The sequence below is a fragment of the Natronosalvus rutilus genome, assembly GCF_024204665.1.
In the GTDB taxonomy this organism is placed as follows: Archaea; Halobacteriota; Halobacteria; order Halobacteriales; family Natrialbaceae; genus Natronosalvus; species Natronosalvus rutilus.
Window position 1 is genome coordinate 1,475,748 of the sequence record NZ_CP100355.1, and the last position, 26,820, is coordinate 1,502,567.

The window sequence follows — 26,820 nt, forward strand, 5'->3', positions numbered from 1 at the left end:
TCTTCCAGCGATATCCGCTGTCGAGGCAGTTGAATCATGTCGGTACAGCAGAGCCGAACGGGATCGCTCGCCGAGAGCGACGTCTTTCACATTCTCGGTAACGATCGACGGCGAGCGATCGTTCAGTTGCTCGCGGACGAACACGGCCGACTCGACGTCTCAGACGTCGCCTCGGAAATCGCCTCGACGGAAACCGACGGGAGTTCCGTTCCGAACAACCTCTACAAGAGCGTCTACGTCTCCTTACAGCAGACCCACCTGCCCCAGCTCGAGGAAGACGGCGTCATCGAGTACGATTCGACGGCGAAGACGATCACGCCAGGGCCGAACTTCGAGACGGTCTACGGCTACGTCGACGGTGACCAGTCGACGAATCGATCCGTGCTGGTCGGCCACCTTCTGGTGAGCGTCTTCGGTCTGGTTCTGATCGCGGTGTCCGGCCTCGAGGCACCCCTCGTCTCGAGTATCGATCCCGTGCTCTCGAGCGTGCTGGTCTTGCTCGCGGTGGCAGCGAGCAGCCTGTATCGGCTGTTAAGTTGAGAAACGGGCGGGGTCGCACTGTCCTTCTCGTCGATACTGTGGTGAAAGTACCGGTGATCCGGAGCCGTTGCTCGCGGTTCACCGGGGTGAATCGATACGTCGGTTTGTACTCGATCGCTGGACGCGAATCTCGAGAACGCCGTTGTTGAACCAGGCCTCGGTCGTTTCGGGCGACCGCCAGGGAATTTCGACGCGCTCGAGGACGGTCCCCTCGCGACTAATGACGAGTTGGTTCGTTCTCGAGTCGATCCCGACCGAGAGGTCGTCTTTGCTCGCCCCGGGGACGTCGGCGGTGACGAGGAACTCGTCGCCGTCGAGGCGGGTGTCGATCAGGTAGTCAGCCGTCGTCTTCCGCACTCGCTTGACTCGGGTGCGCTCCGGTTGGTCTTCCTGGCGCCGACGGTACTCCCCGCCGCCCTCGACGGTCGTCCGGTCGGCTGAGTTCACCGGGGGTGGATCCCCCGCGGAGACCTCCACCAGGTTGCCGAGCAGGGTCGACAGGGACCGCAAGCCGGCTCTCAGTCGGAACGCACGAGGCCGGTCTTCGGATTCGCTCGAGTTCTGATCTTTCGGGTCGTCTGTGTCCTCTTCGCTCATGCGTGTATCGAGACCGTGAGCCTGTCTTACGGCACGTGTCGTGTGCTAACATCTCGATAGGGATAAGTGGTGTGCACCGCTGGACGGGGACGTCGAGTCGACCAGTGAAACGAGGATGCGCTGAAGGACGTTCGCCGCGAGTTTGACCACGTCAGTCCACTCTCCCTGATCCTCTTCGCGTCCTGTGTACCCGTTCTGCGGGAGTAATCTCTCAGACGGAAATTAGAGTCGTCTGTTTGCGAACGGAAGTTTGAACCTAGATTGACTGGACGCGCGCTGAGCGATTGCGAGGACCAAAACGAGAACACAGAGCCCCAGTGCGACGAACGGAACGAGCCCCGACGACAGGGTACCGACGGAAAAGCCGGCCAGGACGGCGACGACGGCACCGACGACCGTGACCGACGCGTAGTACCAGTGCCAGGGCCGCTGGTCCTCGAGGTCACGATCCAGGTACGGCTCGAACGTCTCCTCGTTCGGCAGCAACTCGATGCGATGGGCGTCGGGGTCCCAGTCGACGATGCCGTGGTCCTCGAGCATCGGCAGGTGGGTCTGATAGAGCGAGATGTACACGCGCCGACGCTGGGCGCGCGTCACCTCGTCGGTCGTCGTGTCGTTCTCCCAGGCTGCGACCTGTTCGACCAGCGGTGCCAGATCGCAGGCTCCGTAATGGCGTTTGAGGTACTGTACCGTCTGTCGTCGTCTGGCGTTGCTGAACACGTCGAACAGCTCCGCCTGCGTAAGCGTGCCATCGGTCATGATCATCGATGTCCTCGAAACCGCTCCCAGGTACCCGTCGTCGAGAGACTCACGCACTCAGGTGCCACCGATTCACACTTTACTATCTCGCGGCTACCGTCTCGAAATCGGTTTGTACCGGTCTGGTTCGGTGTTTCTCACTAACTTCTGAAGCTCACGCACGCGTGAACGTGGATACCGCCCTCCCGTCATCGAAAGGCCAGTCGTTGGCCCTGCCTCGAGCCGTCGCTTGCTCGCGCGTAGTGGCGCGCTACCGGCGCTCAGGCCGGGGATAACAAAGCCCGATTACCGGATGATCCTACGTGATTACCCAACCGGGTATCCGATCTCCATGTACACTGACCGATATCGACGGACGGACGACCGAACGGCATCGACGACGCGAGGTGACCGGCCGTGGCGGTGACCAACGCGACCTACACGGCGGGCGACCGGTGTTCGATCGACGACGGGGCGACCGTCGGCTACGGGGTCGACGACGCGTTCGAGCCGACCACGCTGGGCGACGACGCGACGATCCGTCGGGGATCGATCGTCTACGGCGACGTCGTCATCGGGAACGACTTCACGACGGGCCACGACGTGCTCGTCCGCGAGGGGACGACGATCGGCCACGACGTCCTGCTCGGCACGAAGACCATCGTCGACGGGCGAACCGACATCGGCTCGCACGTGAGCATCCAGTCGGCCGTCTACGTCCCAACAGACACGACGATCGGCGACAACGTGTTCGTCGGCCCTGGCGCCGTCCTCACGAACGACCAGTATCCCATCCGAACCGAGGTCGACCTCGAGGGACCGACCATTGAGGACGGCGCCTCGATCGGGGCGAACGCGACCATCCTCCCCGGGGTCACGATTGGCGAGAACGCGTTCGTCGGGGCGGGGGCGCTGGTGACCGAGGACGTCCCCCCGAACACGCTCGCGATCGGCGCACCAGCGGAATCGAGAGCCCTCCCGGCACCCCTCGAGGGGCCGAACCGAATCGCATGACTGGCGACATCTCCATCGCCGACCCCGACCTGGGTGAGGGGGTCTACGATCGGGTGCACGCGATCCTCGAGAGCGGGCAGCTGGCCGACGGCCCCGAAGTTCGCCGCTTCGAGTCCGAGTTCGCCCGCTACTGCGGCGCCGAGCACAGCGTCGCGACGACGAACGGAACCACGGCACTGGTCACCGCCCTCGAGGCGCTGGGCGTCGAGGCGGGCGACGCGGTCGTCACGTCGACGTTCTCGTTCGTCGCTAGCGCGAACGCGATCAGGCTGGCTGGAGCGACGCCGGTCTTCGCCGACATCGACCCCGAGACGTACACGATCGACCCCGACGCCGCCGAGGCGGTCGTGCGCGAGCGCGAGGACGTCGTGGGCATCCTGCCGGTTCATCTCTACGGTCTGCCCGCAGCGATGGGCCCTCTGTGCGACATCGCCGACGCGCACGACCTGTTCGTCCTCGAGGACGCCTGCCAGGCCCACGGCGCGGCCATCGACGGCGAGCGCGTCGGCAGCCTCGGGGACGCCGCCTGCTTCTCGTTTTACCCGACGAAGAACATGACGACCGGCGAGGGCGGCATGATCACGACCGACAGCGAGGACGTGGCGAACGCCGCCGCGAGCTACGTCAACCACGGGCGGGACGTGACCGGAACGCGCGGCTACGATCACGTCTCCCTCGGCGGAAACCACCGCATGACCAGCCTCGCCGCCGCCATCGGCCGGGCGCAACTCGAGCGTCTGCCGGACTTCACCGAGGCGAGGCGGGCGAACGCGGCGTACTACAACGATGGGCTGGCCAACGTTCCGGTGGAGACGCCGACCGTTCCCGACGGGATGACCCACGTCTACCACCAGTACACCGTCGCGGCGGACGACCGGGACGACCTCGCCGCCTGGCTCGAAGAACGCGGAATCGGGACGGGCGTCTACTACCCGACGCCGATCCACCGCCAACCGGCCTACGAGACGGTGAGTACGGCCGCAGCGACGCTGCCCAACGCCGAACGGGCTGCCGATCGCGTGCTGTCGCTGCCCGTTCACCCGAACCTCGAGCCCGCCGAACGCGAGCGGGTCGTCGAGGCGATCACCGACTACTTTGACTCACAATGACTCGACAGACTACTTCGACGGAGACGGTACGGGCCGGCGTCATCGGCGTCGGTTCGATGGGAGAGAACCACGTGCGCGTCTACAGCGAGTGCCGGGATGTCGACCTCGTCGGCGTCAGCGACCTGGACGAGGCGCTCGCGGAGACGGTCGCGGCTCGCTACGGCACCGCCGCCGTGCCGATGGACGACCTGCTCGCGACGTGTGACGTCGTCACCGTCGCAGTGCCGACCCACGCCCACTACGAGACGGTCTCGGCGTGTCTCGAGGCCGGCGTGCACGTGCTGGTCGAGAAGCCGATCGCCGAAACCGTCGAACAAGGCCGTGCCCTCGCACGAAAGGCCAAGGAGGCCGACCTCGTCCTGCAGGTCGGTCACGTCGAGCGCTTCAACCCGGCCGTCGACACCCTCGAGTCGGTCATCGCCGACCTGGACGTGATCGCCGTCGAAGCCGAGCGTCTCGGCCCGCCGATCGACCGCACGGCGACCGACGGCGTCGTCCTCGACCTGATGATCCACGACATCGACGTCGTCGGCTCGCTGCTCGAGTCCCGTCCCGAGGTGGTCTCGGCGACGAGCACCGACGACGGGCAGTACGCGACGGCGACGATGACGGCCGACGACGTGATCGTCTCGCTGACCGCCAGTCGCCGCACCCAGAAGAAGGTGCGACGGCTCACGGTGACCGCCAGCGAGTGCCTCGTCGAGGTCGACTACCTCCAGCAGTCGGTGTTGATCCACCGGGATTCGTACCCCGAGTACGTCACCGACGAGGGGACGAACCGCCACCGCCACGAGAGCGTCGTCGAACGCCCGCGCGTCGAGAACGGCGAACCGCTCAAGCGCGAACTCGAGTCGTTCGTCGACGCCGTGCGAAACGGTGACGAGCCGGTAGTCACTGGCGAAGACGGCGTGGCCGCCCTCGAGATGGTCGAGCGAATCGACCGGTTCGTCGCTGACGAGGATCAGGAGGTGGTCGCTCGATGAGTCGGGCAACGACGGCCCTGTATGGCGGGCCGGACGACGAACCCGCAAGGCGACGAGCGCTGACGAACGGGTCGGTACCGGTCGCGGTCTACGGTCTCGGCAAGATGGGACTCCCGCTCGCCGCGGTCTTCGCCGAGGGGACGGGCGCCGTCACCGGCGTGGACATCGATCCCGCGGTCGTCGAGTCGGTGAACGGTGGCCGGAGCCACGTCGGTGGCGAACCCGGTCTCGACGACCTGGTCGCCGAACAGGTCTCGCGGGGTCGACTGCGGGCGACGACCGACGGGGCTGCTGCCGCCAGCGAGGCGCGCGTCCACGTGATCATCGTTCCGACGCTGATCACCGACGACGACGAACCGGACCTCTCGACCATCGAGGCGGTTCTCGAGGACGTCGCCAGCGGCCTCGAGCCAGGCGACCTCGTAATCGCGGAGTCCACGTTGCCGCCGGGCACCTGCCGGGACGTCATCGCCCCTCACCTGGCGGAGCGAAGCGGCCTCGAGTCCGGCTCCTTCGGCGTCGCGTTCTGCCCCGAGCGGACCGCCTCGGGAACGGCCCTGCGGGACATCCGCGGGCAGTACCCGAAGGTCGTCGGCGGCGTCGACGAGGCGAGCGGGCGGGCGGCCGCGCTGGTCTACGACGAACTCTCGGCCAACGCGGTTCACCTGGTCTCGGACGCGACGACGGCGGAAGCCGTCAAGGTGTTCGAGGGGGTCTACCGCGACGTCAACATCGCACTGGCGAACCAGCTCGCGGGCACCGCCGACGACCTCGGGATCTCGGTGCGCGAGGCGATCGAAACGGCCAACCACATTCCGATGTGTCACCTGCACGACCCGGGTCCGGGTGTCGGCGGGCACTGCATCCCCTACTATCCGCACTTCCTGCTCGCCCAGACCGAGGCCCCGCTCTCGATGGTCGAACTGGGCCGCGAGGTCAATCGCGAGATGCCCGCGCGCACGGTGTCGATGCTCGAGGCGGCGCTCAATGATTCGGGTACGGACGAAAGCGAACGCGATAGCCACGGGGAGGAACCCGCCGGCAGCCTCGAGGACGCCACGGTCCTCGTCTTCGGGTTCACCTACCGACCGGGCGTCGAGGAGACCCGGGCTTCCCCCGCGATCGGAGTCGTCGAGTCCCTCCGCGAGCGCGGTGCCGAGGTTTGGGGGTGTGACCCGCTGGTCAACCCGGCCGACTTCGGCGCTCGATCGATCGACGTCGAGGACCTGGTGTCGGGGCCGACGTTCGACGCGGCGATCCTCGTCACGCCCCAGGACGCCTTCGAGCGTATCCCGTGGGCCGACCTCGAGCCGATGGTGGTCCTCGACGGCCGAGACGTGCTCTCGTTGTCGAACACGGACCACCGTGTCGTCACGCTCGGCGGTGCGCGCGACGGTCGGCCGACGGTCATCGACGGCGACGTGCCGACCGAAACCGACACCTCGACGATCGGCCGTCCGGCGACGTTCGACGCAACCGGGCGGTAACCCCCACTTCTCGTCGGTCGAGAGCGCCGACAGCTACTGGTTAGCCGATCGCGAACAGGTCGAGAAGGACCGATTAGTCGACCGCGAGCGACCGTAGCCAGTCCCGACCGGCTGGAAGTCGCAGAATAACGAAACCACCGCTAGTCGTCCGTGTGCGCATGAACGAACTGTTCGCGCTCGAGCGGGTCGTCGGCCGGCGCGCGGTCTCGCCCTCGAGGGATCGGCAGTGGTCGCTGTGAAGACCGTCGTCTTCGCGTTCGAGGGCGTGACGAATCGACACCTCGAGCGCTTCGCCGACGCGATGCCGACCGTTTCCGGTCTCCAAACCCGCGGCGTTTCGGGGTCGCTCGAGTCGACCGTCCCGGCCAGTCCGGCGAGCGCCTGGACGTCGCTGCTGACGGGGACCGACCCGAGTTACCACGGCGTCTTCGACGACGTCGTTCGCGAACATTATCCCAACGGCGAGCGCCGGCCAGCCTCCGCGGTCAATGTCCGTCGGCCGACCCTCTGGGCATACCTCTCAGGCGAAGGGGCCTCCACGGTGGCCTGCGGGTTCCCGATGACCGACCCACCGGGGCCGGTGACCGGCGTCGTGGTTCCTGGACGACGCTCCACAGGGCCGACCGGCGGCCCTACATCGGGTGCCCCCGTGGACGCGAGACTCCCGTCCGGTTCACCCGGTTCGCCGTGGACGCTCCGGGACCTCGAGGACCCAGCCGAGGTGCCGACGCTCCTCGAAACGAGACGTCGCCTCGCCTGCGACCTGCTCGACGGCGAGCCCTGGGAACTGGCACTCGTCCACGTTCCGGTCGCCGATTCGGACCTCCTCGGGGCCGTCGACGCGGACGCAGGCGACCGCGCCCTCGAGGCCGCGTGCCGGGCCGCAGATCGACTCGTTCAGGACGTCCTCGAGGTCACTCCCGAAGAATCGACTGTCATCGGGTGTTCGCCGCTCGGCGTCGAGCGCTCGCGAGGGTATCGCGTCCACGTCAACGAGGTGCTCGCCGATCACGACCTGCTCGAGCGGGGAGCGCGAGACTGCCGGTGGCGACCCGGTGTCCTTGAATCGGTGCTCAGAGTCGTTTCTGGGGCGCTCGGTGGCGGTTTTCACGCGAGCAGGAAGGACGCCGATGGGTACCGGTGGGCGACCTCGGAGGCGTTCTTCCCGAGCCAGACCAGTGCGGGCATCCGTCTCAACGTCGCCGGCCGGGAGCGCTACGGTCGGGTCGTCAACTCGACGTACGAGGAGACCCGCTCGCGGGTGCTCGAGGCGCTGGTCGACCTCGCGGATCCGCGGGGGAACCCCGCCCTCGAGTTCGCCTGTCGACGCGAGCACCTCTACGAGGGACCGTTCGCCCGCGAGGCGCCCGACATCCTCGTCTCAACGGCGGGGACGGACTGCACGGTGTCGGCCGCTCCCGCGGAGCGACAGTTCACGCGGCTCGAGGGCGTGACGCGAACAGACGCCGGGACGTTCTTCGCGTCAGGGCCGTCGATCCGGAAGTCCCCGGAATCGGTTTGTCTCACCGCCGCGGACGTCGCGCCGCTGGTGATGGCGACGCTGGGCCGTCCGATTCCCAATCTGATGACCGGACGCGATCCATCGGCGCTGACGACCGCTCCCGTCGGCTACGGCACGTACGCGAACGTCGCTCATGGCACGGCCTGCGACGACCCCACGTTCGACGACGCGCGCCTGGGGGAGCGCCTCGAGGAATTCGATTATCGCTAGTCTCGCTCGAGGCCGAGGTATCCTGCCCGTCGAACTACCGGCCGCCCGCCTCGAACGCCTCGAGCGCGTCCTCGGTCACGCCTTCCCGAGAGAGCAGCGTCAGGAGATCGTCGGGTTCAATCTCGGTATCGCCCCGAGGAGTCAACACGGCGTCGTCGCGTTCGATGGCGATCACGAGCACGTCGTCTGCGAGGACGCCCTCCCTGGCGGCGCGCTCGAGCGAGAGTCCCGCGATGGGGGCCGATTCGGCGACGGTCACCTCGACGACCTCGGCGCCGCCGGTCAGGCTGATGTAATCGGAGAGCGGCTGTGGCGTCCGGTCGTCGGGGCCGAAGGGGCGATAGGCCTGGTAGTGTTCGGCCTGGAGCAAGTCCTCGTCCTCGATGTCGATCCCGAGGGAGGCGATCTCGCGGGCGATTCGGCGCAGGTCGTTCGTGTCCGTGCCGACGGCGAGCACGTGGAGGTTTCGCCGGCCGGTCATGAGCTCGCGGACGTTGATCACGCCAGGAATCAGTCGCACCTGGTGGGCCATGCGCTCGCGGTCGTCGACCGGGGCGTTACAGAGGTAGAGATTACGTAACCGCCCGTCGCCACGCTCGAAGTCGACGTTGGCGTGATAGCCCTCGATCACGCCCGCCTCCTCGAGTTGCCCGATTCGGTTGCGGATCGTCGCCGCCGAAACGCCCACCTCGTCGGCGATCATCGGCGCCGAGATGGACCGCGCGTCCTCCATGAGGGCGTGGATGATGCGCCTGTTGACGTCGTCCAGACGGATGTCCATACGGTCCGTTCACGCGACAGTATTAAGGAGACTGCGTTTCGCTTCCTCGAGTTCAGTCGATGGGGTACTCGACGATCTCGTCGTGATCACAGTGGGGACACCGACTCGTCTTCGGGTCGACTGTCGTTCCGCAGTTACGACACTCGTAGACGACCGTCGTCGGCCCGTCCACGTTGGCGCCCCGTGGCGCGTCAGGTGACTCCGGCTCGGCGTCTGTCCCCGGCAGAAGTCCAGTGAATATATCGGAGAGTGACATTGATCGTCCTGACAGCCGCTTCTATGTTCACCAGTATAAGCGTTTCGTCGACTATCGATAGGTGGTATATATATGACGTTGTTGGAACCGAAATCCTGGCGCGCTCGAGTTCGTTAACCGGCCCGGGTGTGACTCACGTCTGACGGACGTCGCTCGACGCTCGGAGGCAACGGGCCCGTCTCGAGTCGCGTCTGGTCGGGCCCGAAACCGAGGGCAACTCGATCCAGGCTGGCAACCGCATCGAGACGAAGGCCGTTCCTAACAAAGCACGTTCCCGGTGGTCTCTCGGCCGAATGGACGTACTCACGCTGACGAACGCCGCCGACGCGCCGTTTTTGAACCAGCAACAGGCTGCCCTCGAGCGCCGTGGCGTTCGATTCGAGACGCTGTCGGTCGCCGGGGACGCGATCGGCGAGAACGCTCGAGGGCCGCTCGAGTACCTCCGCTTCTTTCGGACAGTACGCCACGAACTCCGACGGGGAAGTTACGACCTGATCCACGCCCACTACGGGCTCACGGCCCCGATGGCGCTCGCCCAGCGACGGGTGCCGGTCGTCTGCTCGCTCTGGGGATCGGACGTCCACGGCCCCGTCGCTCCCGTGAGTCGGACCTGTGCACCCTTCTGTGACGCCGTGATCGTCATGTCCGAGGCGATGGCCGACGCGCTCGGTCGAGCGTGTCGCGTGATCCCCGACGGCGTCGACCTCGAGACCTTCCGGCCGGGGTCGCAGGCGGCCGCCCGTGATCGCGTCGGCTGGCCCACCGACGAGCACGCGGTTCTGTTCCCCTACGCGCCCGACCGGTCGGTGAAGAACTACCCGCGGGCGAAACGGATCGTCGACCGCGTCGACAGTCGACTCGAGCGCCCCGTCTCCCTGCGGACGATTTCGGGCGTCGACCACGACGAGATGCCCCACTACATGAACGCCGCCGACGCCCTCCTGCTAACCTCTCACAGCGAGGGCTCGCCTAACGCTGTCAAGGAGGCGATGGCCTGCGACCTCCCGATAGTCTCCGTCGACGTCGGTGACGTCCGTGAGCGCCTCGAGGGCGTCTCCCCGTCGTGCGTGGCCGATGCGGACGACGTCCTGGTCGACGAACTGGCGTCGATCCTCGAGTCGGGCGCCCGGTCGAACGGCCGCAGGGCCGCCCGCGAAGTGAGCCTGGAGCGGACGACCGACGCCGTCCTCGAGGTCTACGAGTCAGTGACGGGGCTCGAGCGAGTAGATCAGCGGCGAACGCGAGTGACGCGGTCCTGAGCACAGGCAATCGTAGACCCGTAAGCGGCCCCTACCGAAAATCTACACTATCGTTTCTATAGTTATAACCAGAATATCATCGACAGGTCGTCCGAACCACGGGAACGGCGTCGTCGCCCCGCTTTCGCTCGCAGACCTGAATTAGTCGTCGCCACTGACGGTTTGCGTGATGCTCGTCTCGAGTCCGTCCACGTTCTCGCTTTCGTCGACGTCTCCGGCCGACTCACCGATTCGAGCAGCGACCTCGCCCATCGTTTCCACGGTGAGGTCGGTTTCTCGACGCTGCCGGTCGATATAGGCGAGGATCGCCCGCATCCGCTCGTCGTCGCGGTCGGTCGTGAGGTTGTTCGGGTGGAGCCAAAGGTGACAGAGCCGGTCGTCGTCGGCCGCGACGGCCTGGTCGATTGCTCGGCGGGCCGTCACGACCATCGGATCGGTCCAGACGGACTCGGCGACCGTCCTGGCGACGCCCTCGAATCCGAAGCAAAACAGCGAGGCCGGCACGTTCACCAGGCCGTGCTCGTCGATCGTCGGTTCGACCAGCACCGAGCGCCCGCCCAGGCCGGTCTCGAGGACCGCCCGGAATCCCTCCGGCGTCGACGTTCGGCCTCGATAGGCGGTGAAGCCCGCCTCGGCGAGCGCCGCCCGGTGGCCGACGTCGTTTCGCGGGTAGACGAACGACGAGCACTCGAGGCCCCACTCATCGGCCAGCTCGAGCGCCCGCTCGAACTCGGCGCGGGCCAGTTCCCGGTCGGTGCTCGGTGCGCCGAAGAGGACGTGAGAGAACGAGTGGCTCGCGAACTCGTGGTCGACCGACGACTCGAGCACGGACCGGACCAGGTCGGGACCGAACCGGAGGTCGGGGCGGTCCGCCCAGTCGGTCCGCTCGCGCTCGAACCAGCCCGCTGGGGCGGGGTGGTCGACGTGACGGCCGTCGCAGTCTTCGAGCATGAGGTGGCCGACGACGGCCCACGTGGCGGGGACGTCGTAGGCCTCGAAGGCCTCATAGAGGGCGTGCCAGCCGCGTCGGCAGCGCTCGATGCGGTCGGCCGGCGGTGGGTGGAGGTCGAGAAATCCCCAGCCGAGTTCAGCATCGACCGAGACGACGACGCTACCCACGACGGTCACCTGCCACCCGCTCGCGGTCGCGACTCGGGGCGTCGACGGGAGCGAACATGGCTGGTGGATTCTCTCGTAACGGTTTTGTTATGGACGGCCTGCCGCCGCGCTTTGGCCGCTCGCGCTCGGCCGGGTTGAAACGTGCATCCCTGGTGTGCTTCCCGCCGAATCCCGCGGTAGTACCCATCGAGTGAACCGTCTCGAACGGGAGAGTGTGTTCCGTTCGTGGCGGTTTCCAGGGGACAGTCGCTGGATAACAAAGGCCTCCGTACGCCTTGTCAGCGACAGCAGGCGTCACTAACGCCTCGAGTATCATCATGAGCGGATCTACATCGACGACGGCGTCCGAGCGAGCGTTCGTGCTCGGTCTCGACGGCGTCCCCTGGCACTTGATCGAACGCTGGACTGACGAGGGCGCGCTCCCGAACTTCGCCCGACTGCGCGAGGAGGGAGCGTCGGGCCCGCTCGACAGCACGCGTCCAGCGACGACGCCGCTGGCGTGGCCGTCGATCGCGACCGGTGTCTGGCCAGATAAACACGGAATTTACGGCTTTCAGCAGCTCTCTTCGTCGTACTCCCACCGGATGTACACCAGCCGGGACTGCAAGCAGCCGCCGCTGTGGGAGCAACTCGGCCCCGCGGTCGTCGGCAACGTCCCGATGACCTACCCGGCGACCGACATCGACGGCGAGGTGGTCGCGGGGATGATGACGCCCTCGCTCGAGCACGACTTCACCCACCCGCCGGAACTCGCCGACGAAATCGTCGACTGCATCCCTGACTACCAGATCAGTCTCAACTATCCCGACTACGCCGACCGCCTCGACGAGTTCGAGGTCGCGGTCTCGGACATCCTCCGGAAGCGTCGGGAACTGATGCGACTGCTGATGGAGCGTCGGGACGACTGGGAGCTGTTCTTCTTCGTCTACACCGCGCCCGACCGCTTCCAGCACCTCATCTGGGACGAAGACCGCATCCTCGAGCAGTACCGGGCACTCGACGACATTCTCGGCGAGGTGATGGACTACACCGACGAGCACGACGCCGACCTCTACGTGGTCTCCGATCACGGGTTCGGGCCCATCGACGAACTCACCTACCCAAACCACTTCCTCGAGCGGGAAGGGTACCTCTTCGAGGAGGAAGACGACGGAACCCGCGGCGCGCTTGCGAGCCTGGGTATCTCTCGGGAACGCGTCTCGAGTGCGCTGAACCGGATCGGGATTTCCGAGGAGTTCCTGGTCTCGAAGCTGCCGCGCCAGCTACTGGACTCCGTCGCCGAGCAGATCCCCGGCCAGCACGCCCTTTACGACGTGGACTACGAGCGAACCGTCGCGTTCGTCCACGACGCGGGCAACCTCTACGTCAACGACTCGGATCGGTTCGACCACGGCGTCGTCTCGCCGCGAGAGATCTCGGCGCTCAAGGCCGAACTCACCGACCTCTTCGAGTCGATCACCGACGACGCGGGCGAGCGCGTCTTCGTCGTCTACGACGGCGACGACCTCTTTCCGACGGATCCTGACTCGCCGGACCTCATCGTCAACGGGACGAACCGTTACGAGGGGCGCAACGCCATCACCGACGAACCGTTCGGCGACCCGTCGCCGACCGCCGCGAGCCATCGCCCCGAGGGAATCATGCTCTGTCGCGGCCCCTCGATCGAACCCGGGGCGACGCTGCGGGGTGCACGAGTTGTCGACGTCGCACCCACGCTACTCCACGGAATCGGCAAGCCCGTCCCCACGAACGCCGACGGCCGGGTTCTCTTCGACGCGTTCCGTCCGGATGCCGAACCGACTGGCACTAAGGTCGCCCGCCGGGACGTCACGAGCGAGCGCGAACAAGAGGACGTCGACGACGACTTCTCCGGCGTTGAGGATCGGTTGAAGGGCCTCGGCTACATGGAATGAGCGGTCGTGAAACCGAACCGAGACCTCGGTAACGTCTCCGTAACCCGGTTGCATGCATGTCCGGGAATCGATATATAGGTTCCAATTCGTATCTGGTAACGTAATGAAACCAGCTTGCGACTACGAATCGAACCGTCCCACGACCGCCCGCGACCTCGAGGTGAGCGCCTGATGTTCGAGTCTGCCGGCGCCGACGTGGCGTTCCTGCTCGCGCGCGTGATCTTCGGTGGTGTCCTCGCGTTCATGGGATTCAACCATTTCCTTGACGTCGAGGGGATGGCCGGCTACGCGGAATTCAAGGGCCTGCCAGCACCGAAAGCGTCCGTCGTGCTGAGCGGCGTCCTCCTCGTCCTCGGGGGACTCTCGCTCATTGCGGGCGTATTCCCCGCGATCGGTGCCGGCGCGCTTGCGGTGTTCCTCGTCGTCTCGGCGCTGAAGATGCACGACTTCTGGAACGCCGAGGGCGAGGAGGCCCAGAACGAGATGACGGCGTTCCTCAAGAACGTCTACGGCGCGGGTGCGGCCCTCGCGTTCCTCGCGATCAGCAACGCCGCCTGGCCCTACGCGCTGAACATCGGGCTCTAAGCATCCGAGAGCACCGAGTACGACGTTCCTCGGGATGTGCTGTTCGATCCCGAGTCGAGTACGTGCGTCGAATTCGAGCATTGCCATATTGATGTGTTGCTGACACCTTCTCTCAGCCTTCTTCAGAAGTAATTCAGGAGTGACTATAGACGATTTAAATAATAACACTACTTAACAACATAGTATTATTTGTCGGAATATTGATGTTCTACCGCCAGACAATCACTGCCGTGTTACACTGTGAAACGGCGTACATTCATTAAAACTGTCACTAGTACGATCGCCGGGCTGGCCGCAGCGCAGCCGGCACAGGCTGCCGATTCTGCGCTCGACTGTGGCGTCTGGTACAACGCCAAGATCACCCGCGTCGTCGACGGTGACACCTTCGACGTCTACGTGTACGAGACTGGTGAGGAGTACAACGTCCGCACGCTCGGGCACGACACGCCCGAGAAAACCGGCAACACGAGCTACGAGAAGATCGAGGAGTGGGAGTTCATCGAGGACGAGGCCCACCTCGAGCACTGGGGTAACGAGGCCACCAATTTTGCCGAGACGGAACTCCCTGCCGGTTCGACGTGCCAGGTACAGGTCGATTGCGCCTCGGAGGAGATCGACCAGTTTGGTCGTCTCCTCGCGAAGATCAGGTACGATCGGAACGGGGACGGTACCGACACGGTGTACAACAAACTCACCCTCGAGGAGGGATACGCCCGGGTGTACGCTGCAAGCCTGACGAACACCGACGAGTACCTCGAAGCCCAGGAGGCCGCCCGGGCGGCCGGGCGCGGTCTCTGGGTCGCGGACGACGGCCACGTCTCGGAGTGGCGAAATGACGACGTCGCGGCGACGTTCCATCCCCACACCTCGAGCGTCAGGACGACGGACGGCCCCGTCCCTGACTCGCGAGTGCCGGTCTGGACGGAGGACACCGCTGTGCAGGAAAACACCACCGCGAGCACCGTCGGCTACGACGCGATTCCGATGGTCGGCGTCGACGAGTCGCGCAATCTGGCGTACTTCGGCGGCTGTACGATCAACGAGCGCTGGGAAGGCGAGTCGGCCGACCTGAACCACTTCACGTTCGTCACGAACCTGATCGACCACCTGCACGGGAGCGACGAGCCCTCGGGGCCGGTGCTTGTCGATGGCGGCCACCGAACCTTCGAGCAGGACAATGCGGTGTCGGCTGAGGACACCGCCTACTATCAGCGCCACCTTGAGGGGCTGGGTATCGAACTCCACAGCATCAATGGGTACGGGAACGGATACGGGTACAGCCTGTCGGAGGCCCGCGCGCTCGTTGCCTCCTGTAGCCCGGAGGCGTGGAGCGACGCCGAAATCACGGAGGTGCAGAACTTCGTCGACGAGGGAGGTGTCGTCCTCCTGATGGGCAGCGGCAGCGAAACCGCCGGAGAACGAGCCAATCTCGACGACCTCGCCGCGGGCCTCGGGTCGGATCTTCGGCTCAACTACGACGACGTTCGCGACGACGCGAACTACGCCGGCGACAGCCGAAAGCTTCTCAAAACGAGTCAACTGAACACCGCCGACTTCGACCTCTGGTCGGCCTACGAGAGCGGAAAGAACGTTCGGACGAACGTCCTGCGAGCGTCGCCGAATGATCCACATATAGTTTCTACGCACGCGTGGACGCTCGCGGACCCCGCTGACGAGTTTACCGGCGAAGTCGATACGATCACCGTCGACTATCCCGGCGGAACCAGCCTGGACGGCCTCACGAACGACGACGTGACGGTATCCATGGATCGGGACGGCGACGGCACGGTCGACGAGATTCCGGTTAACTCCGACGAGTACGCCGGAAGCGCGGCGACGTTCGACCTCGATGGACGGTACAATACCTCGGTCGAGGGCGAGGTCCGCGTCGAAATCGCCGGCGTCGAGAATCCGGAGTCGGGCGAGTACGTCTCGACGGAGACCCTCGAGGGTGACGACAATCTCTCGATCGACGCCGAATACAACGTCACCGACCTGACCGTCGCGACGGACGCGGCGACGCGCGTCGGCGACGCGTCAGCGACGCTGAACGGGACGCTCGAGGACCTCGACGGCGCCGACTGGGGCGAGGTTTCCTTCGAGTGGGGGCGGGCGGGCGACCTCGTGAACATCACGAAGGCGCGCTTGCTCGAGGATACCGGATCGTTCAGCGAGGACGTCGATGGACTCGAAGCGGGCGCCGAGTACGAGTACCGCGCCGTCGTGGAGTCCAACCACGGTTACACCGCCTACGGATCCGTTCGAGCGTTCACCGCCGAAACGGACGTTCGGTCCGACGTTATCGAGGCCGACCCGGCAACGGCGGGTACGGAGTCGTACCACACGTGGACCCTGGCGGACCCGTCTGTCGACTTCGACGGCGAGGTCGACACGATCACGGTCGACTACCCTGACGGAACCAGCGTAGACGGGCTCACGAACGACGACGTGACCGTCTACATGGACCGCGACGGAGACGGGACGGTCGACGAGATCGCCGTCAACTCAGACGAATACGCCGGAAGCGCCGCAACGTTCGACCTCAATGGCGTCTACAACACGTCGGTCGAGGGCGAGGTGCGCGTCGAAATCGATGGCGTCACCAATCCCGTGTCGGGCGAGTACGTCGCTAACGAGACGCTCGAGGGGGAGGATTTCCACTCCGTCGACGCCGAATTCATCGTGGATTGACAGGGGACGAGAGCGTCACCACCCGAAAATCGATATCTCACTCGAGGTCAGCCCCAACAGCGTCTTCGATCGACGAAAACCCGTCCTCGCGGAGCAACTCGAGGAGCCCACGATTCATCTCCCTCGCCGTCGACGGTCCGTTGTAGACGAAACCAGTGTAGAGTTGCACCAGCGAAGCCCCGGCGCGGATCTTCTCGTAGGCGCGCTCGGCGGAATCGACGCCGCCGACGCCGATAATGGGCACATCGGTGTTCGACGCCAGGAGGCGAACGACGTCCGTCGAGCGATCCCGTAGCGGCGCGCCGCTCAGCCCACCCCACTCTTCGCGCGCGGGCGAGCGCAGGCCCTCGCGCGCGGTCGTCGTGTTCGTCGCGACGATCCCGTCGACCCCCTGGTCCTCGACGATCTCGAGCAACTCGAGGACTGATTCCTCGGGCGAATCAGGACCGATCTTCACCAGGAGCGGGACGTCGCCGTCGTTCTCGGCGTGGAGGGTCTCGAAGATGGCCTCAAGGTGCTCGGGCGAACTCTCGTCGAACTCGTCGGGCGTGTTCGGACAGGAGACGTTGACGACGACGTAGTCGGCGAACGGCGCCAGTCTGGTAAACACGCGGCGGTAGTCCTCGATCGCCTCACGCTCGCTCGAGGTGTTCATCTTCCCAATGTTGACGCCGAGGGGGGTTCGGGGCGTGCCGTCGGCCTCCAGCCGCTTTCGGACCCGATCCATTCCGTCGCCGTTGAATCCCATCCGGTTGACCATGGCCTCGTCCTCCTGGAGGCGAAACAGGCGCGGGCGCTCGTTGCCGGTCTGGGCGTACGGCGTGACAGTGCCGATTTCGACGAAGCCGAATCCGAGGGCGGCCAGGGCGTGCGTACACTCGGCGTTCTTGTCGAAACCCGCGGCCACACCGACGGGGTTGGGGAACGTCGATCCCAGACAGTCGACTTCCAGGGCGGGGTGTTCGTACCGGTAGGCCGACTCGAGGGCCCATCTGGTCGGCCACGTCGACTGGGCCGCCCGGAGAGCCGCCTTCCCGGCGTCGTGAGCCGTTTCGGGCGGCAGCGCGAACGCCAGCGGCCGGAGCCGCGAGTACAGCGTCATCGAGTATCGGCTCGTACTAACGTGGGAAAACACCTAAAGGACTCGAAACCTCCACTCCCGGAAACGGGTTCTGGAACCCGAAAAAATCCCCGTCCTATCTGGCGGATAACGAAATAGTTTTCCTCCGGCTACCGCTTGAGTCGACTATCAGACAACAGCGCCATGAGTAACGAATATCGCACGCGTTCGAGCGTCGTCTTCGGGGCCGGATCGGGGGCCGGAACCCGGGCGACTCGAGCGGGTCGCCCGCACGGGCGTTCGATCGGAGGGAACCGCCGTGGCGGCTGACCGCCTGCTCGTCCCGCTCTCTGAGTCGTCCACCGTCCGCCAGACGGTCGCCTACGCGGTCCAGTCGAGCCTCGAGTCCGACCCCGGGGAACTCGTCTGCCACCTCGTGGTCGCCGTCCCCTTCGAGGCGGACGTTCCCGAGGAGCGCGCAGAACTCGAGGCCGCCGAGCGCTTGCTCGAGCGGGCGGAGACGTGGATCGGCGAAGACACCGACGACGTCGAGGCGACCGTCACCGTCGAGACGGCCATCATCGGCGCCGACGAGTACCTCTTCGGCCCGAAGGACTACGCCGACGCGTTCGCGGCCTACGCCGAGAGGCACGACCTCGATCGACTCGTCCTGGATCCGGAGTACCAGCCGGGGGCGACGGCGCCGCTGTTGCAGCCGCTCGAACGCGAACTCACTCGGATCGACCTGCACTTCGACGAAGCGCCGGTCGATCGGCCAGCCCAGCACGCCCGATTCGTCGGCACCGGCGGCTGGCGTCGCTTCTTCGGCCTCTTCGGCATCTCGTTCATTTTCTACCTGGTCCTCGGCGATCCGACCTACTGGTTCGACCTCGTTACTGGCGTCGCCGTCGCCGGAATCGTTTCGCTGACGCTCTCGCAGGTCACGTTCATCCACGAGCCGTCGATCACGCGCGGCCCCGTGCTGTTGATCCGCTTTCTCCTCTACATTCCCTATCTCCTCTACGAGATCGTCAAGGCCAACGTGGCCGTCTCGCTCGTCATCCTCCGGCCCTCGATGCCGATCGAGCCGACGATGACGCGCGTCAACGCCCGGGTCAAAAGCGGCCTGCCTCTGCTCGCGCTGGCCAACAGCATCACGCTCACGCCGGGGACGCTGACCGTCCGGGCGAACGACCAGCGACTGGTCGTCCACACGCTGATCCCGGGCGCCCAGGCGGACCTCTTCGACGGCGGCCTCGAGCGAGCGATTCGGTTCGTCTTCCACGGCCGGGGGTCCGCGGCCATCGCGTCGCCTCGAGAGCGAGGGGAAGCCGAGGTCATCTATCCGGAGCCCGTTTCCGCCCCCAGCGCGGACGCTACCGCTGATTCGAATGACGACTCGGACACCGCTTCTCCCACCGAAGGGGGTGACGAGCGATGATGCCGACCGACCTCAGCGAGATCTTCCTCGCCGCCGCCGCGGCGTTCGTCGTGCTCGCCATCGTCATGTTCTACCGCGCGGTCGCCGGCCCGACGACCCAGGACCGCCTCCTCGCGGTCAACGTCCTCGGGACGAACACAGTCGTTATCCTCGCGCTGCTCTCGGTGGCGCTCGAGCAACCGTGGTACCTCGACATCGCGCTGATCTACGCCCTGTTGAACTTCCTGATGGCGATCGCCATCTCGAAGTTCACCGTCGAACGAGGTGGAGTGCTGTGATCGAAACGATCCGCTTCTGGGCCATCATCACCCTCGTCGGTGCGGGCGTGTTCTTCACGCTCGTCTCGGCGATCGGCGTCATCCGCCTTCCAGATGTATACACGCGCGCGCACACGGCCTCCCAGACGGACACCCTCGGCGCCAGCTTTACGCTCGCGGCGGTCGCGCTGGCGCTGGGGTGGCAACACGCGACAGTGTACACCGTTCTCCTGCTGTTCTTCGTGTTCGTCACGAACCCGACGGCCGCCCACGCCATCGCGCGGTCGGCCTCCGACGTCGGTATCGATCCGTGGACGGCCGACGACGCCCGCGACCAGGACGACACGGGAGGTGACTCTCGATGAGCGCCGTCGCCTACACCCTCGCGGCGTTCGTCCTGCTGTCTGCCGTCGCGACCGCGCTGTTCCGGGACGTTCTCTCGGTCATCGTCGTCTTTGGCGCCTACAGCCTGGGGATGGCGATTCTGTACGCATTCCTGCTGGCGCCCGACGTGGCCATGACCGAAGCCGCCATCGGCGCCGGCGTGACGACGGTGCTCCTGTTACTCACCATCGCCCGGACGGCCCGTCCGACGACCGAGGACCGCTTCGAGTCGATTCACGTGCCCTCGCTCGTCGTCGTCGGCGCGTTCGTCCTAGTGCTCTCGACGGCGGTCCTGCCCGAGATGTACGCCGTCGGCTCCCAGGAGGCGCCCATCTGGGCGAACTCAGAGGTCACCCAGGCGTACCTCGAGTCGGCGTACAAGGACACGGGGGCCGAAAACGCGGTGACGGCCGTCCTGGCCGCCTACCGTGGCTTCGACACGTTCGGGGAGGCGGTCGTCGTATTCGCGGCCGGGATCGCCACCTTGCTCGTCCTGAAACGGGAGGTGTTCGTCTGATGAGCGATCGGGAACCCGTCAACGGTGGGTTCGAGGACACCTACACCGAGAGCCAGGTCATCCTCGTGGCGGTCAGGATCATCGCCCCGTTCACGCTCACCTACGGTCTGTTCATGACTCTCCACGGGGCGGACACGCCCGGCGGGAGCTTCCAGGGTGGTGCCATCGTCGGCGTCACCATCCTCATGATCGCCTTCGCGTTCGGAATCGAGCCGACCCGACAGTGGCTCGCAAACAGCGTCATCGTTGCCCTCGTGACCGGGGGCGTCGCCGTCTTCGTCGGGATCGGCCTCGCGACCATTGCGCTTGACGGGGCGTTCCTCGAGTACGCGCGCTTCGAGTCGATCGGCATCGCCGGCAAGTGGGGGATGGAGGCCATCGAGGTCGGCGGCATCGCCCTGATCGTCTCGGGCGTGATCGTCACGCTGTTCTTCGCGACAGCGGCCGGTTTCGCGGCCAATGGGTTCGACGAGACGGAGGGATCTACCGATGATTGAGCTACTCGCAAGCCACTACGCCTACGTCCTGGTGTTCGTCGTGCTCGGCATCGGGCTCTACATGACCATCGCCAGCCAGAACCTCGTGAAGAAGCTGATCGGCGTCAACCTGTTCCAGTCGGCGATCTTCCTGTTCTTCGTTGCCACGGCCTACGTCGAGGGCGGCCGAGCGCCGATTCTCAAAACGGGGACGGACGCGCCGCTGGCGAGTCCGCTCCCGCAGGTGATCGTGCTCACCGCCATCGTCGTCGGTATCGCGTTGACGGCGGTCGGCCTCGCGCTCATCGTCCGCATTCACGGCGAGTACGGGACGCTTCGGGAGGACACCCTCCGGGAGGTGCGCACCGATGAGTAGTCTCGAGACGCTCGTCGTCTTGCTGATCGTCGCGCCCATCCTACTGTCGCTGGCGCCGATCGCGCTCGGCCTTCGATACGACCGCGTCGGCTGGCCGGTCGCGACGATCACGACGGCGGGGCTGTTCGCCGCCGTGCTCGCGCTGGCGTCGGACGTCTTCGTCGCCGAGGGAACGAACCGCGAGGTTGCCCGGATTCACGTCCTCGGGAACTTCGAGGCCCCGATGGGAATCGAACTCGTCGCGGACCCGCTCTCGACCCTGATTGCCCTCCTGATCACCGGAACGGCGTTCGGCGTCCTCCTCCACACCCGGACGAACGGGCCGCGCGGGAACACGTTCTACACCGCCTACCTGCTGCTCGTCGGCGGCCTGCTGGGCATCACGCTCACCGGCGACGTGTTCAACCTGTTCGTCTTCCTCGAGATCACGAGCCTCGCGACTTACGCGCTGGTCGCCAGCGGCGACGGCCCCGAGTCGGCGGTCGCCGCCCTGAAGTATCTGATCCTGGGAACGGTCGCGGCCTCGCTGTACCTCATGGGCGTGGGCCTCCTGTTCATGGGAACCGGGACGCTCAACATGGCCGACCTGGCCGCGACGATTCCGACGCTCGAGAGCCAGAACGTCACCCTCGCTCGGGCGGGTCTGGCCTTTATTGTCATCGGCTTCGCCGTCAAGGTCGCCCAGTGGCCCCTCCATAGCTGGCAGCCAGACGCCTACCAGCACGCCCCCGACGGGGTGACGCCGGTGATCGCCGCGCTCGTCTCGACGGCCTCGGCGTACGCCCTCGGGCGCGTCCTCTTCGGGGTCTACGGCCCCGAGTTCGTCGCCTCGACCCCGAACGCGTCAACAGTCGTCGTGACCATCGGCTGTCTCAGCGTCGTCGCCGGGAGCACCCTCGCGGTGATCCAGCGCGACGTCATGCGACTACTCGCGTACTCCTCGGTGTCTCAGTTTGGCCTGATCGTCGCCGCGTACGGCGTACTCACCGACCAGGCGCTCTCCGGTGCGCTCATCCACCTCGTCGGCCACGGCCTGACGAAGGCCGGCCTGTTCGTCGCCGTCGGCTGGATCGCCATCGCTCACGGCGCCCGAACGGTCGACGAGTACGCCGGCCTCGCCGGTCGACAGCCGTTCGTCGCCGGGGCGATGGCCGTCCTCTTGCTCTCGCTCGTCGGCATCCCGCCCTCGGTCGGCTTCGTCGGCAAGTGGTACATCGCCCTCGGCGCCGTCGAGGCCCAGGCCTGGCCCGTCGCCGCCGTCATCCTCTTCAGCACTATGCTCACCCTCGCCTACGTCGCCCGGTTGCTCGAGACCATGTACGTTACCCCGCCCCTCGATTCGGCGGCCGAACCGGCCTACGACACCCCGGCGGCGACCGACGGGGGGCACTCGAGTTCCAGTATCGCGACCCGAAAGTCCGTCCCGCTCGGCACCCTCACGGTGCTCGTTCTCGCCGCCGTCCTCGCCGTCGCGCTCGGGTTCGCCGGTGAACTGTTCGTTGACGTACTCGAGCCGTTCCTCGAGAGCGTCCTGGAGGTGTCTTCCTGATGGTAGAACACGCCGTTACCGACCCGCGACCGCTGGCAGCCGTCCTCGTCTCGGCCGTCACCGTCGCCCTGATTATCGCCTCGTATCGCCACCCGAACGTCCGCGAGGGGTGGTCCGTCCTGGCCGCGCTCTCGAAGTTCGCCATCGTCGCGAGCATGCTCCCCGGTGTGATGGACGGGACCGTCTACCAGTGGCGCCTCAGCGAGGCGACGGGCTACACGTTCGTCTCGGGGATCGACTTCACCCTGCGGGCCGACCCACTGGGCCTCTTCTTCGCCCTGCTCGCCAGCTTCCTGTGGATCTTCACCTCCTTTTACGCCGCGGGCTACATGCGCGGGCTGGACGAACACGCCCAGACGCGGTTCTTCGCCGCCTTCGCGGCCAGTCTCTCGACGGCCGTCGGGATCGCGTTCGCGGGCAACCTGGTCACCATCTTCGTGTTCTACGAACTCCTCTCGCTCGTGACCTACCCGCTGGTCGCGCACAACGAGGACGACGAGGCCCGGGTCGCCGGCCGGAAGTACCTCTTCTACACGTTCTTCGGCGGCGGCGTCCTCCTGCTCGCGGGCACGGTGTTGGTCTACTGGCTCACCTCGGGGGTCGGGGAACCCACGCTCGCCTTCGAGTCCGGCGGCATGTCGGCACTCGCCGACGCGGCCGCGGCCGACCCTGCGATGGCTCAGGCCGCCTTCTACCTCCTGATCGCCGGCTTCGGCGTCAAGGCGGCCGTCATGCCGCTTCACTCCTGGCTCGCGGACGCGATGGTCGCGCCGACGCCCGTCTCCGGCCTGCTCCACGCCGTCGCCGTCGTCAAGTCCGGCGCCTTCGGCGTCGCCAGGGTCATCCTCGAGGTGTACGGTCCCGAGACCATCCGGGACCTGCCCCTGTCGGTCCCCGGCGTCGGCGAGGTGGGCCTCAACATTCCCGTGGCGATCATGGCCGCGTTCACGCTGACCGCGGCGAGCATCATCGCCATGCGGAAGGACCACCTCAAGCGACGGCTGGCGTACTCGACGACGGCCCAGCTATCGTACATCGTCCTCGGGCTCTCACTGTTGCACCCGTGGACGATCTTTGGGGCGCTGTTCCACATCCCGGCCCACGCGTTCGGCAAGCTCACGCTGTTCTTCTGTGCGGGTGCGATCCACGTCGAGACCCACACCGACTACATCAGCGAGATGGCGGGCATCGGCAAGCGGATGCCGCTCACCCTGTCGGCGTTCACCATCGGCGCGGCAGGGATGGCCGGTATGCCCCTGGTCGCCGGCTTCGTCAGCAAGTTCTACATGCTGATCGGTTCGGTCAGACTCGAGGGCTCGGAGTGGATCTACCTGGACGGGTGGGGCTGGCTCTTCGCGGCCACCCTCTTGCTCTCGGGTGTGCTCAACATCGCGTACTTCTGGCCAATTGTCTACACCGCGTTCTTCGAACGTGAGGACCGCCACGACGCCAAGCCGCTCGTCGAGTTCCCGATAGGCGGACAGTTCCGATCCTACACCGGGCGCGTGGCCGATCCCATCCAGCCCGACGGCGGCCGCAATCACGAGGTCGATGCAGGCGCCGGCGGCCTCGAGGGCGAGGGTGAGACCGACACTGAAACGGACGGTCACGCGAACCACGCCGTCGACGCGAACCCGAGCGACGCCGACGTCCCGTTCGGAGCCGGAACGCGGCGCGGGCCCCGTGGGGAACCCGTTCCCATCGACAGCGACGACCACGCCCACCACGGCGGCCCGCCCGCCGACGGCTGGGCACGCCACACTCCGCTCACCGAGAGCACGTGGCTCATGCTCGTCCCCATCACCGTGATCGCCACCGGGGCCGTCGTCCTCGGCGTGATTCCCGACTACGCCATCTTCCTCGAGCTGGCGGGAACCATCGTCAAGAACGTCACCGGGGAGGTGGTCCTCGGATGACCGCCACTAGCGTCGAGACGCTCGTCTACGCCTACCCGCCCCTGCTCGTCCTGGCGGCGGCGCTACTCGTGCTCGTCCTGCCCCGCGTCGTCGGCTACGCCGTCGGCGCACTCTCGCTGTTCGGCGTCCTCGCCGTCTCCCTGCTTGTGCCGGAGGGCCAGCACCTGACGACGACGTTCCTCGGCTTCGCCGACGTCCAGCCGTTCTTCGTCGACGATTTCAGCCGGATGATTGGGACCGGCATCGGCTTCCTCGGCGGTATGGCCGTCGTCTACGCCTACTCGAGCGAGGCAAGCCGACGGCTCCTCGCACTCGCGCTGTTCTACGTCGCCTCTTGTCTCGGCGCGGCGTTCGCGGGTGACTGGCTCGCGCTGGTCTTCATGTGGGAACTCATGGCGATGACCAGCACCCTGCTGGTGTGGCTCCACGGCGACGACGCCGTCCGCGCGGGCTTTCGCTACGCGTTGTTCCACGGTATCGGCGGCGTGCTGGTGTTGTTCGCCGTCACTGCTCACTACGCCCAGACGGGGACGTTCGCCTACGAGGGCGGCATCGCGGACGGCATCCCGACGATCCTGGCGATGGTCGGCATCGGCGTCAACGTCGGCTTCATCGGCCTGCACACCTGGCTTCCGGACACCTATCCCCGCCCGCACATCGCCGCGTCGGTGTTCCTCTCGGTGTTCACCACGAAGACGAGCGCGTACGTCCTCTACCGGGCGTTCCCCGGCGATGGCGACCTTGCGCTCGCATACATGGGCGGGCTGATGGCCGTCTACGGCGCCACCTTCGCACTCCTCCAGCACGACATGCGCGCGCTGCTGTCCTACCATATCCAGGCCCAGGTCGGCTACATGGTCGCCGGCATCGGCATCGCCTCGAACCTGGCCGTCGCCGGCGCGATGGGCCACCTGTTCAACAACGTCCTCTACAAGAGCCTGCTGTTCATGGCCGTCGGCGTCATCATCTACCGCACCGGCGAGGAGGACCTGTACAAGCTCGGCGGCCTCTGGCGTGAGATGCCCCTGACCGCCGCCGCGTTCGGTCTCGGCGCGCTTTCAATCACCGCCGTTCCCGGCTTCAACGGCTACATCAGCAAGGGGATGATCCTCGACGCGGCCGATCCGGGCTACTACGGCGCGACCGAGTACCAGGCGCTGTACTACCTGCTCTGGCTCGGCGCCATCGGAACCTTTCTCTCGTTCATCAAGCTCGGCTACTACGCCTTCCTCCACGGAGAGAACGACCTCGAGGTGGCCGATGCACGGCCGGGCCAGACCGTCGCCATGCTGTCGGTGGGCGGCGCGTGTCTCGTCCTGGGCGTCTGGTGGCAGGGCTTCGTCGACTTCCTGCCGCTGATCGAGGGGACGGCCTTCGAGTATCCGGGCGGCGAGAGTCACCTCCACCCCTACAGCGAGAGCCACCTGACCGATTCGGCCCTGTTGCTGGGCATCTCGGTCGTCGGCTTCGCGCTCGTCCGCAAGCCGCTCTCGAAACTCGACCTCGCGGATCCCGCGACGGTCGTCTACCCCATCGGCTACGCCGTCGGGCGCTGGTCGACCCTCGCCGTCACCGAACTATTCGCCGCCGTCGACCGGGCCGCCGTCTCGTTCGTACGGTCGGGCTACTGGGTCGGAAACAACCCCGTACTCGCCGTCGAGCGGGCGACGCGAGGCCTGCCGTCGTGGCTCGTCGACCTCGAGGAGACGGGACGAACTGACGGCGGCCGACCCTCGACGCTCTCGCTGCGGGCGACCATCGGGACGAGCGTCCTCCTCATTACGCTCGCCCTGACGGTCGTCCTCGCGCTCGTGCTCTGACCGGAGTCAATCGATTCCGAGCGGCCAGCGACGACGCTCGAGGCCCGCCGGAACGTCGATCGCGATAGCTCGAGACTACAGCTCCCGCAAGCGTCGCATAACAATGGGCGAACGGACGAATCTCAGTCGTAGATGAGACGCACTTCTCTCCACGTACCGATACCGGCTCCCCGCGAGTTCGACGCTCGCCCTCCGAGCACGTCGCCTGCGCGGAGGTGAG

At 66.2% G+C, this 26,820-nt stretch carries 25 protein-coding genes; 19 read left to right on the forward strand and 6 right to left on the reverse strand.

Annotated elements, in window-relative coordinates; translation table 11 throughout:
• Positions 1–36 precede the first annotated feature (36 nt).
• Positions 37–540 (forward strand): DUF7344 domain-containing protein, encoded by a 504-nt coding sequence (locus NGM29_RS07090; RefSeq protein WP_254159751.1) that lies wholly within the window; start codon positions 37–39, stop codon positions 538–540.
• 78 nt (positions 541–618) lie between these two features.
• Here NGM29_RS07090 and NGM29_RS07095 read toward each other — a convergent pair whose 3' ends face one another.
• Entirely contained in the window at positions 619–1,137 is a 519-nt protein-coding gene (locus NGM29_RS07095) for an Hsp20/alpha crystallin family protein (protein WP_254159752.1), read from the reverse strand.
• Positions 1,138–1,359: 222 nt separating this feature from the next.
• The gene (locus NGM29_RS07100) at positions 1,360–1,896 is read right to left on the reverse strand and encodes a DUF7344 domain-containing protein (protein ID WP_254160494.1); all 537 of its coding nucleotides are present in this window, start codon (positions 1,894–1,896) and stop codon (positions 1,360–1,362) included.
• 396 nt (positions 1,897–2,292) lie between these two features.
• Between NGM29_RS07100 and NGM29_RS07105 the strand changes: the two genes are divergently transcribed.
• The 5 genes from NGM29_RS07105 to NGM29_RS07125 all read left to right on the forward strand — a co-directional run bounded on the left by NGM29_RS07105 (position 2,293) and on the right by NGM29_RS07125 (position 8,200).
• The gene (locus NGM29_RS07105) at positions 2,293–2,889 is read left to right on the forward strand and encodes an acyltransferase (RefSeq protein ID WP_254159753.1); all 597 of its coding nucleotides are present in this window, start codon (positions 2,293–2,295) and stop codon (positions 2,887–2,889) included.
• Entirely contained in the window at positions 2,841–3,998 is a 1,158-nt protein-coding gene (locus NGM29_RS07110; RefSeq protein ID WP_425499254.1) for a DegT/DnrJ/EryC1/StrS family aminotransferase, read from the forward strand. Before NGM29_RS07105 ends, NGM29_RS07110 begins: the two co-directional genes overlap by 49 nt.
• Positions 3,995–4,981 carry a Gfo/Idh/MocA family protein gene (locus tag NGM29_RS07115; RefSeq protein WP_254159755.1) on the forward strand — a complete coding sequence of 329 codons (987 nt, stop codon included), beginning with the start codon at positions 3,995–3,997 and terminating at the stop codon, positions 4,979–4,981. The genes NGM29_RS07110 and NGM29_RS07115 overlap by 4 nt, the downstream gene beginning before the upstream one ends.
• Positions 4,978–6,468 carry a nucleotide sugar dehydrogenase gene (locus NGM29_RS07120; RefSeq protein ID WP_254159756.1) on the forward strand — a complete coding sequence of 497 codons (1,491 nt, stop codon included), beginning with the start codon at positions 4,978–4,980 and terminating at the stop codon, positions 6,466–6,468. Before NGM29_RS07115 ends, NGM29_RS07120 begins: the two co-directional genes overlap by 4 nt.
• A 226-nt stretch (positions 6,469–6,694) precedes the next feature.
• Positions 6,695–8,200 (forward strand): alkaline phosphatase family protein, encoded by a 1,506-nt coding sequence (locus tag NGM29_RS07125; protein ID WP_254159757.1) that lies wholly within the window; start codon positions 6,695–6,697, stop codon positions 8,198–8,200.
• 34 nt (positions 8,201–8,234) lie between these two features.
• On the opposite strand, the gene NGM29_RS07130 is transcribed toward NGM29_RS07125, so the two are convergent.
• Positions 8,235–8,981: an Lrp/AsnC family transcriptional regulator gene (locus tag NGM29_RS07130; RefSeq protein WP_254159759.1), complete on the reverse strand. Its 747-nt coding sequence runs from the start codon at positions 8,979–8,981 to the stop codon at positions 8,235–8,237.
• A 52-nt stretch (positions 8,982–9,033) separates the two neighbouring features.
• Positions 9,034–9,237 carry a zinc ribbon domain-containing protein gene (locus tag NGM29_RS07135; RefSeq protein ID WP_254159760.1) on the reverse strand — a complete coding sequence of 68 codons (204 nt, stop codon included), beginning with the start codon at positions 9,235–9,237 and terminating at the stop codon, positions 9,034–9,036.
• A gap of 293 nt (positions 9,238–9,530) precedes the next feature.
• Here NGM29_RS07135 and NGM29_RS07140 point away from each other — a divergent pair, with 293 nt between their 5' ends.
• Positions 9,531–10,496, forward strand: coding sequence for a glycosyltransferase (locus NGM29_RS07140; protein WP_254159761.1), 966 nt, complete (start codon positions 9,531–9,533; stop codon positions 10,494–10,496).
• Positions 10,497–10,637: 141 nt separating this feature from the next.
• On the opposite strand, the gene NGM29_RS07145 is transcribed toward NGM29_RS07140, so the two are convergent.
• Positions 10,638–11,615: a polysaccharide deacetylase family protein gene (locus NGM29_RS07145; RefSeq protein ID WP_254160496.1), complete on the reverse strand. Its 978-nt coding sequence runs from the start codon at positions 11,613–11,615 to the stop codon at positions 10,638–10,640.
• Between the two features lie 317 nt (positions 11,616–11,932).
• On the opposite strand from NGM29_RS07145, the gene NGM29_RS07150 reads away from it, so the two are divergent.
• From NGM29_RS07150 to NGM29_RS07160, 3 genes are all read left to right on the forward strand, one after another.
• Positions 11,933–13,528: an alkaline phosphatase family protein gene (locus tag NGM29_RS07150; protein WP_254159763.1), complete on the forward strand. Its 1,596-nt coding sequence runs from the start codon at positions 11,933–11,935 to the stop codon at positions 13,526–13,528.
• A gap of 171 nt (positions 13,529–13,699) precedes the next feature.
• The gene (locus NGM29_RS07155; RefSeq protein WP_254159765.1) at positions 13,700–14,113 is read left to right on the forward strand and encodes a DoxX family protein; all 414 of its coding nucleotides are present in this window, start codon (positions 13,700–13,702) and stop codon (positions 14,111–14,113) included.
• A 240-nt stretch (positions 14,114–14,353) separates the two neighbouring features.
• The gene (locus NGM29_RS07160; protein ID WP_254159766.1) at positions 14,354–16,804 is read left to right on the forward strand and encodes a thermonuclease family protein; all 2,451 of its coding nucleotides are present in this window, start codon (positions 14,354–14,356) and stop codon (positions 16,802–16,804) included.
• A 37-nt stretch (positions 16,805–16,841) separates the two neighbouring features.
• Here the strand turns inward: NGM29_RS07160 and NGM29_RS07165 are convergent, their stop codons facing one another.
• Positions 16,842–17,906, reverse strand: a complete 1,065-nt coding sequence (locus tag NGM29_RS07165; protein ID WP_254159768.1) for a quinone-dependent dihydroorotate dehydrogenase — start codon at positions 17,904–17,906, stop codon at positions 16,842–16,844.
• Between the two features lie 277 nt (positions 17,907–18,183).
• Between NGM29_RS07165 and NGM29_RS07170 the strand changes: the two genes are divergently transcribed.
• The 9 genes from NGM29_RS07170 to NGM29_RS07210 are packed head-to-tail and all read left to right on the forward strand — an operon-like array spanning position 18,184 to position 26,600.
• Positions 18,184–19,305, forward strand: coding sequence for a monovalent cation/H+ antiporter subunit E (locus NGM29_RS07170; RefSeq protein ID WP_254159769.1), 1,122 nt, complete (start codon positions 18,184–18,186; stop codon positions 19,303–19,305).
• The gene (locus NGM29_RS07175) at positions 19,302–19,583 is read left to right on the forward strand and encodes a cation:proton antiporter (RefSeq protein ID WP_254159770.1); all 282 of its coding nucleotides are present in this window, start codon (positions 19,302–19,304) and stop codon (positions 19,581–19,583) included. Before NGM29_RS07170 ends, NGM29_RS07175 begins: the two co-directional genes overlap by 4 nt.
• Entirely contained in the window at positions 19,580–19,927 is a 348-nt protein-coding gene (mnhG, locus tag NGM29_RS07180; protein WP_254159771.1) for a monovalent cation/H(+) antiporter subunit G, read from the forward strand. Before NGM29_RS07175 ends, mnhG begins: the two co-directional genes overlap by 4 nt.
• The gene (locus tag NGM29_RS07185; RefSeq protein WP_254159772.1) at positions 19,924–20,463 is read left to right on the forward strand and encodes a DUF4040 domain-containing protein; all 540 of its coding nucleotides are present in this window, start codon (positions 19,924–19,926) and stop codon (positions 20,461–20,463) included. Before mnhG ends, NGM29_RS07185 begins: the two co-directional genes overlap by 4 nt.
• Entirely contained in the window at positions 20,463–20,960 is a 498-nt protein-coding gene (locus NGM29_RS07190) for an MnhB domain-containing protein (RefSeq protein ID WP_254159773.1), read from the forward strand. Before NGM29_RS07185 ends, NGM29_RS07190 begins: the two co-directional genes overlap by 1 nt.
• Positions 20,953–21,315 carry a cation:proton antiporter subunit C gene (locus NGM29_RS07195; RefSeq protein WP_254159774.1) on the forward strand — a complete coding sequence of 121 codons (363 nt, stop codon included), beginning with the start codon at positions 20,953–20,955 and terminating at the stop codon, positions 21,313–21,315. The genes NGM29_RS07190 and NGM29_RS07195 overlap by 8 nt, the downstream gene beginning before the upstream one ends.
• Entirely contained in the window at positions 21,308–22,864 is a 1,557-nt protein-coding gene (locus NGM29_RS07200) for a proton-conducting transporter transmembrane domain-containing protein (protein ID WP_254159775.1), read from the forward strand. Before NGM29_RS07195 ends, NGM29_RS07200 begins: the two co-directional genes overlap by 8 nt.
• Positions 22,864–24,780 carry a proton-conducting transporter transmembrane domain-containing protein gene (locus tag NGM29_RS07205; RefSeq protein WP_254159777.1) on the forward strand — a complete coding sequence of 639 codons (1,917 nt, stop codon included), beginning with the start codon at positions 22,864–22,866 and terminating at the stop codon, positions 24,778–24,780. The genes NGM29_RS07200 and NGM29_RS07205 overlap by 1 nt, the downstream gene beginning before the upstream one ends.
• Positions 24,777–26,600, forward strand: a complete 1,824-nt coding sequence (locus NGM29_RS07210; RefSeq protein WP_254159779.1) for a Na(+)/H(+) antiporter subunit D — start codon at positions 24,777–24,779, stop codon at positions 26,598–26,600. Before NGM29_RS07205 ends, NGM29_RS07210 begins: the two co-directional genes overlap by 4 nt.
• The last annotated feature ends 220 nt before the right edge of the window (positions 26,601–26,820 follow it).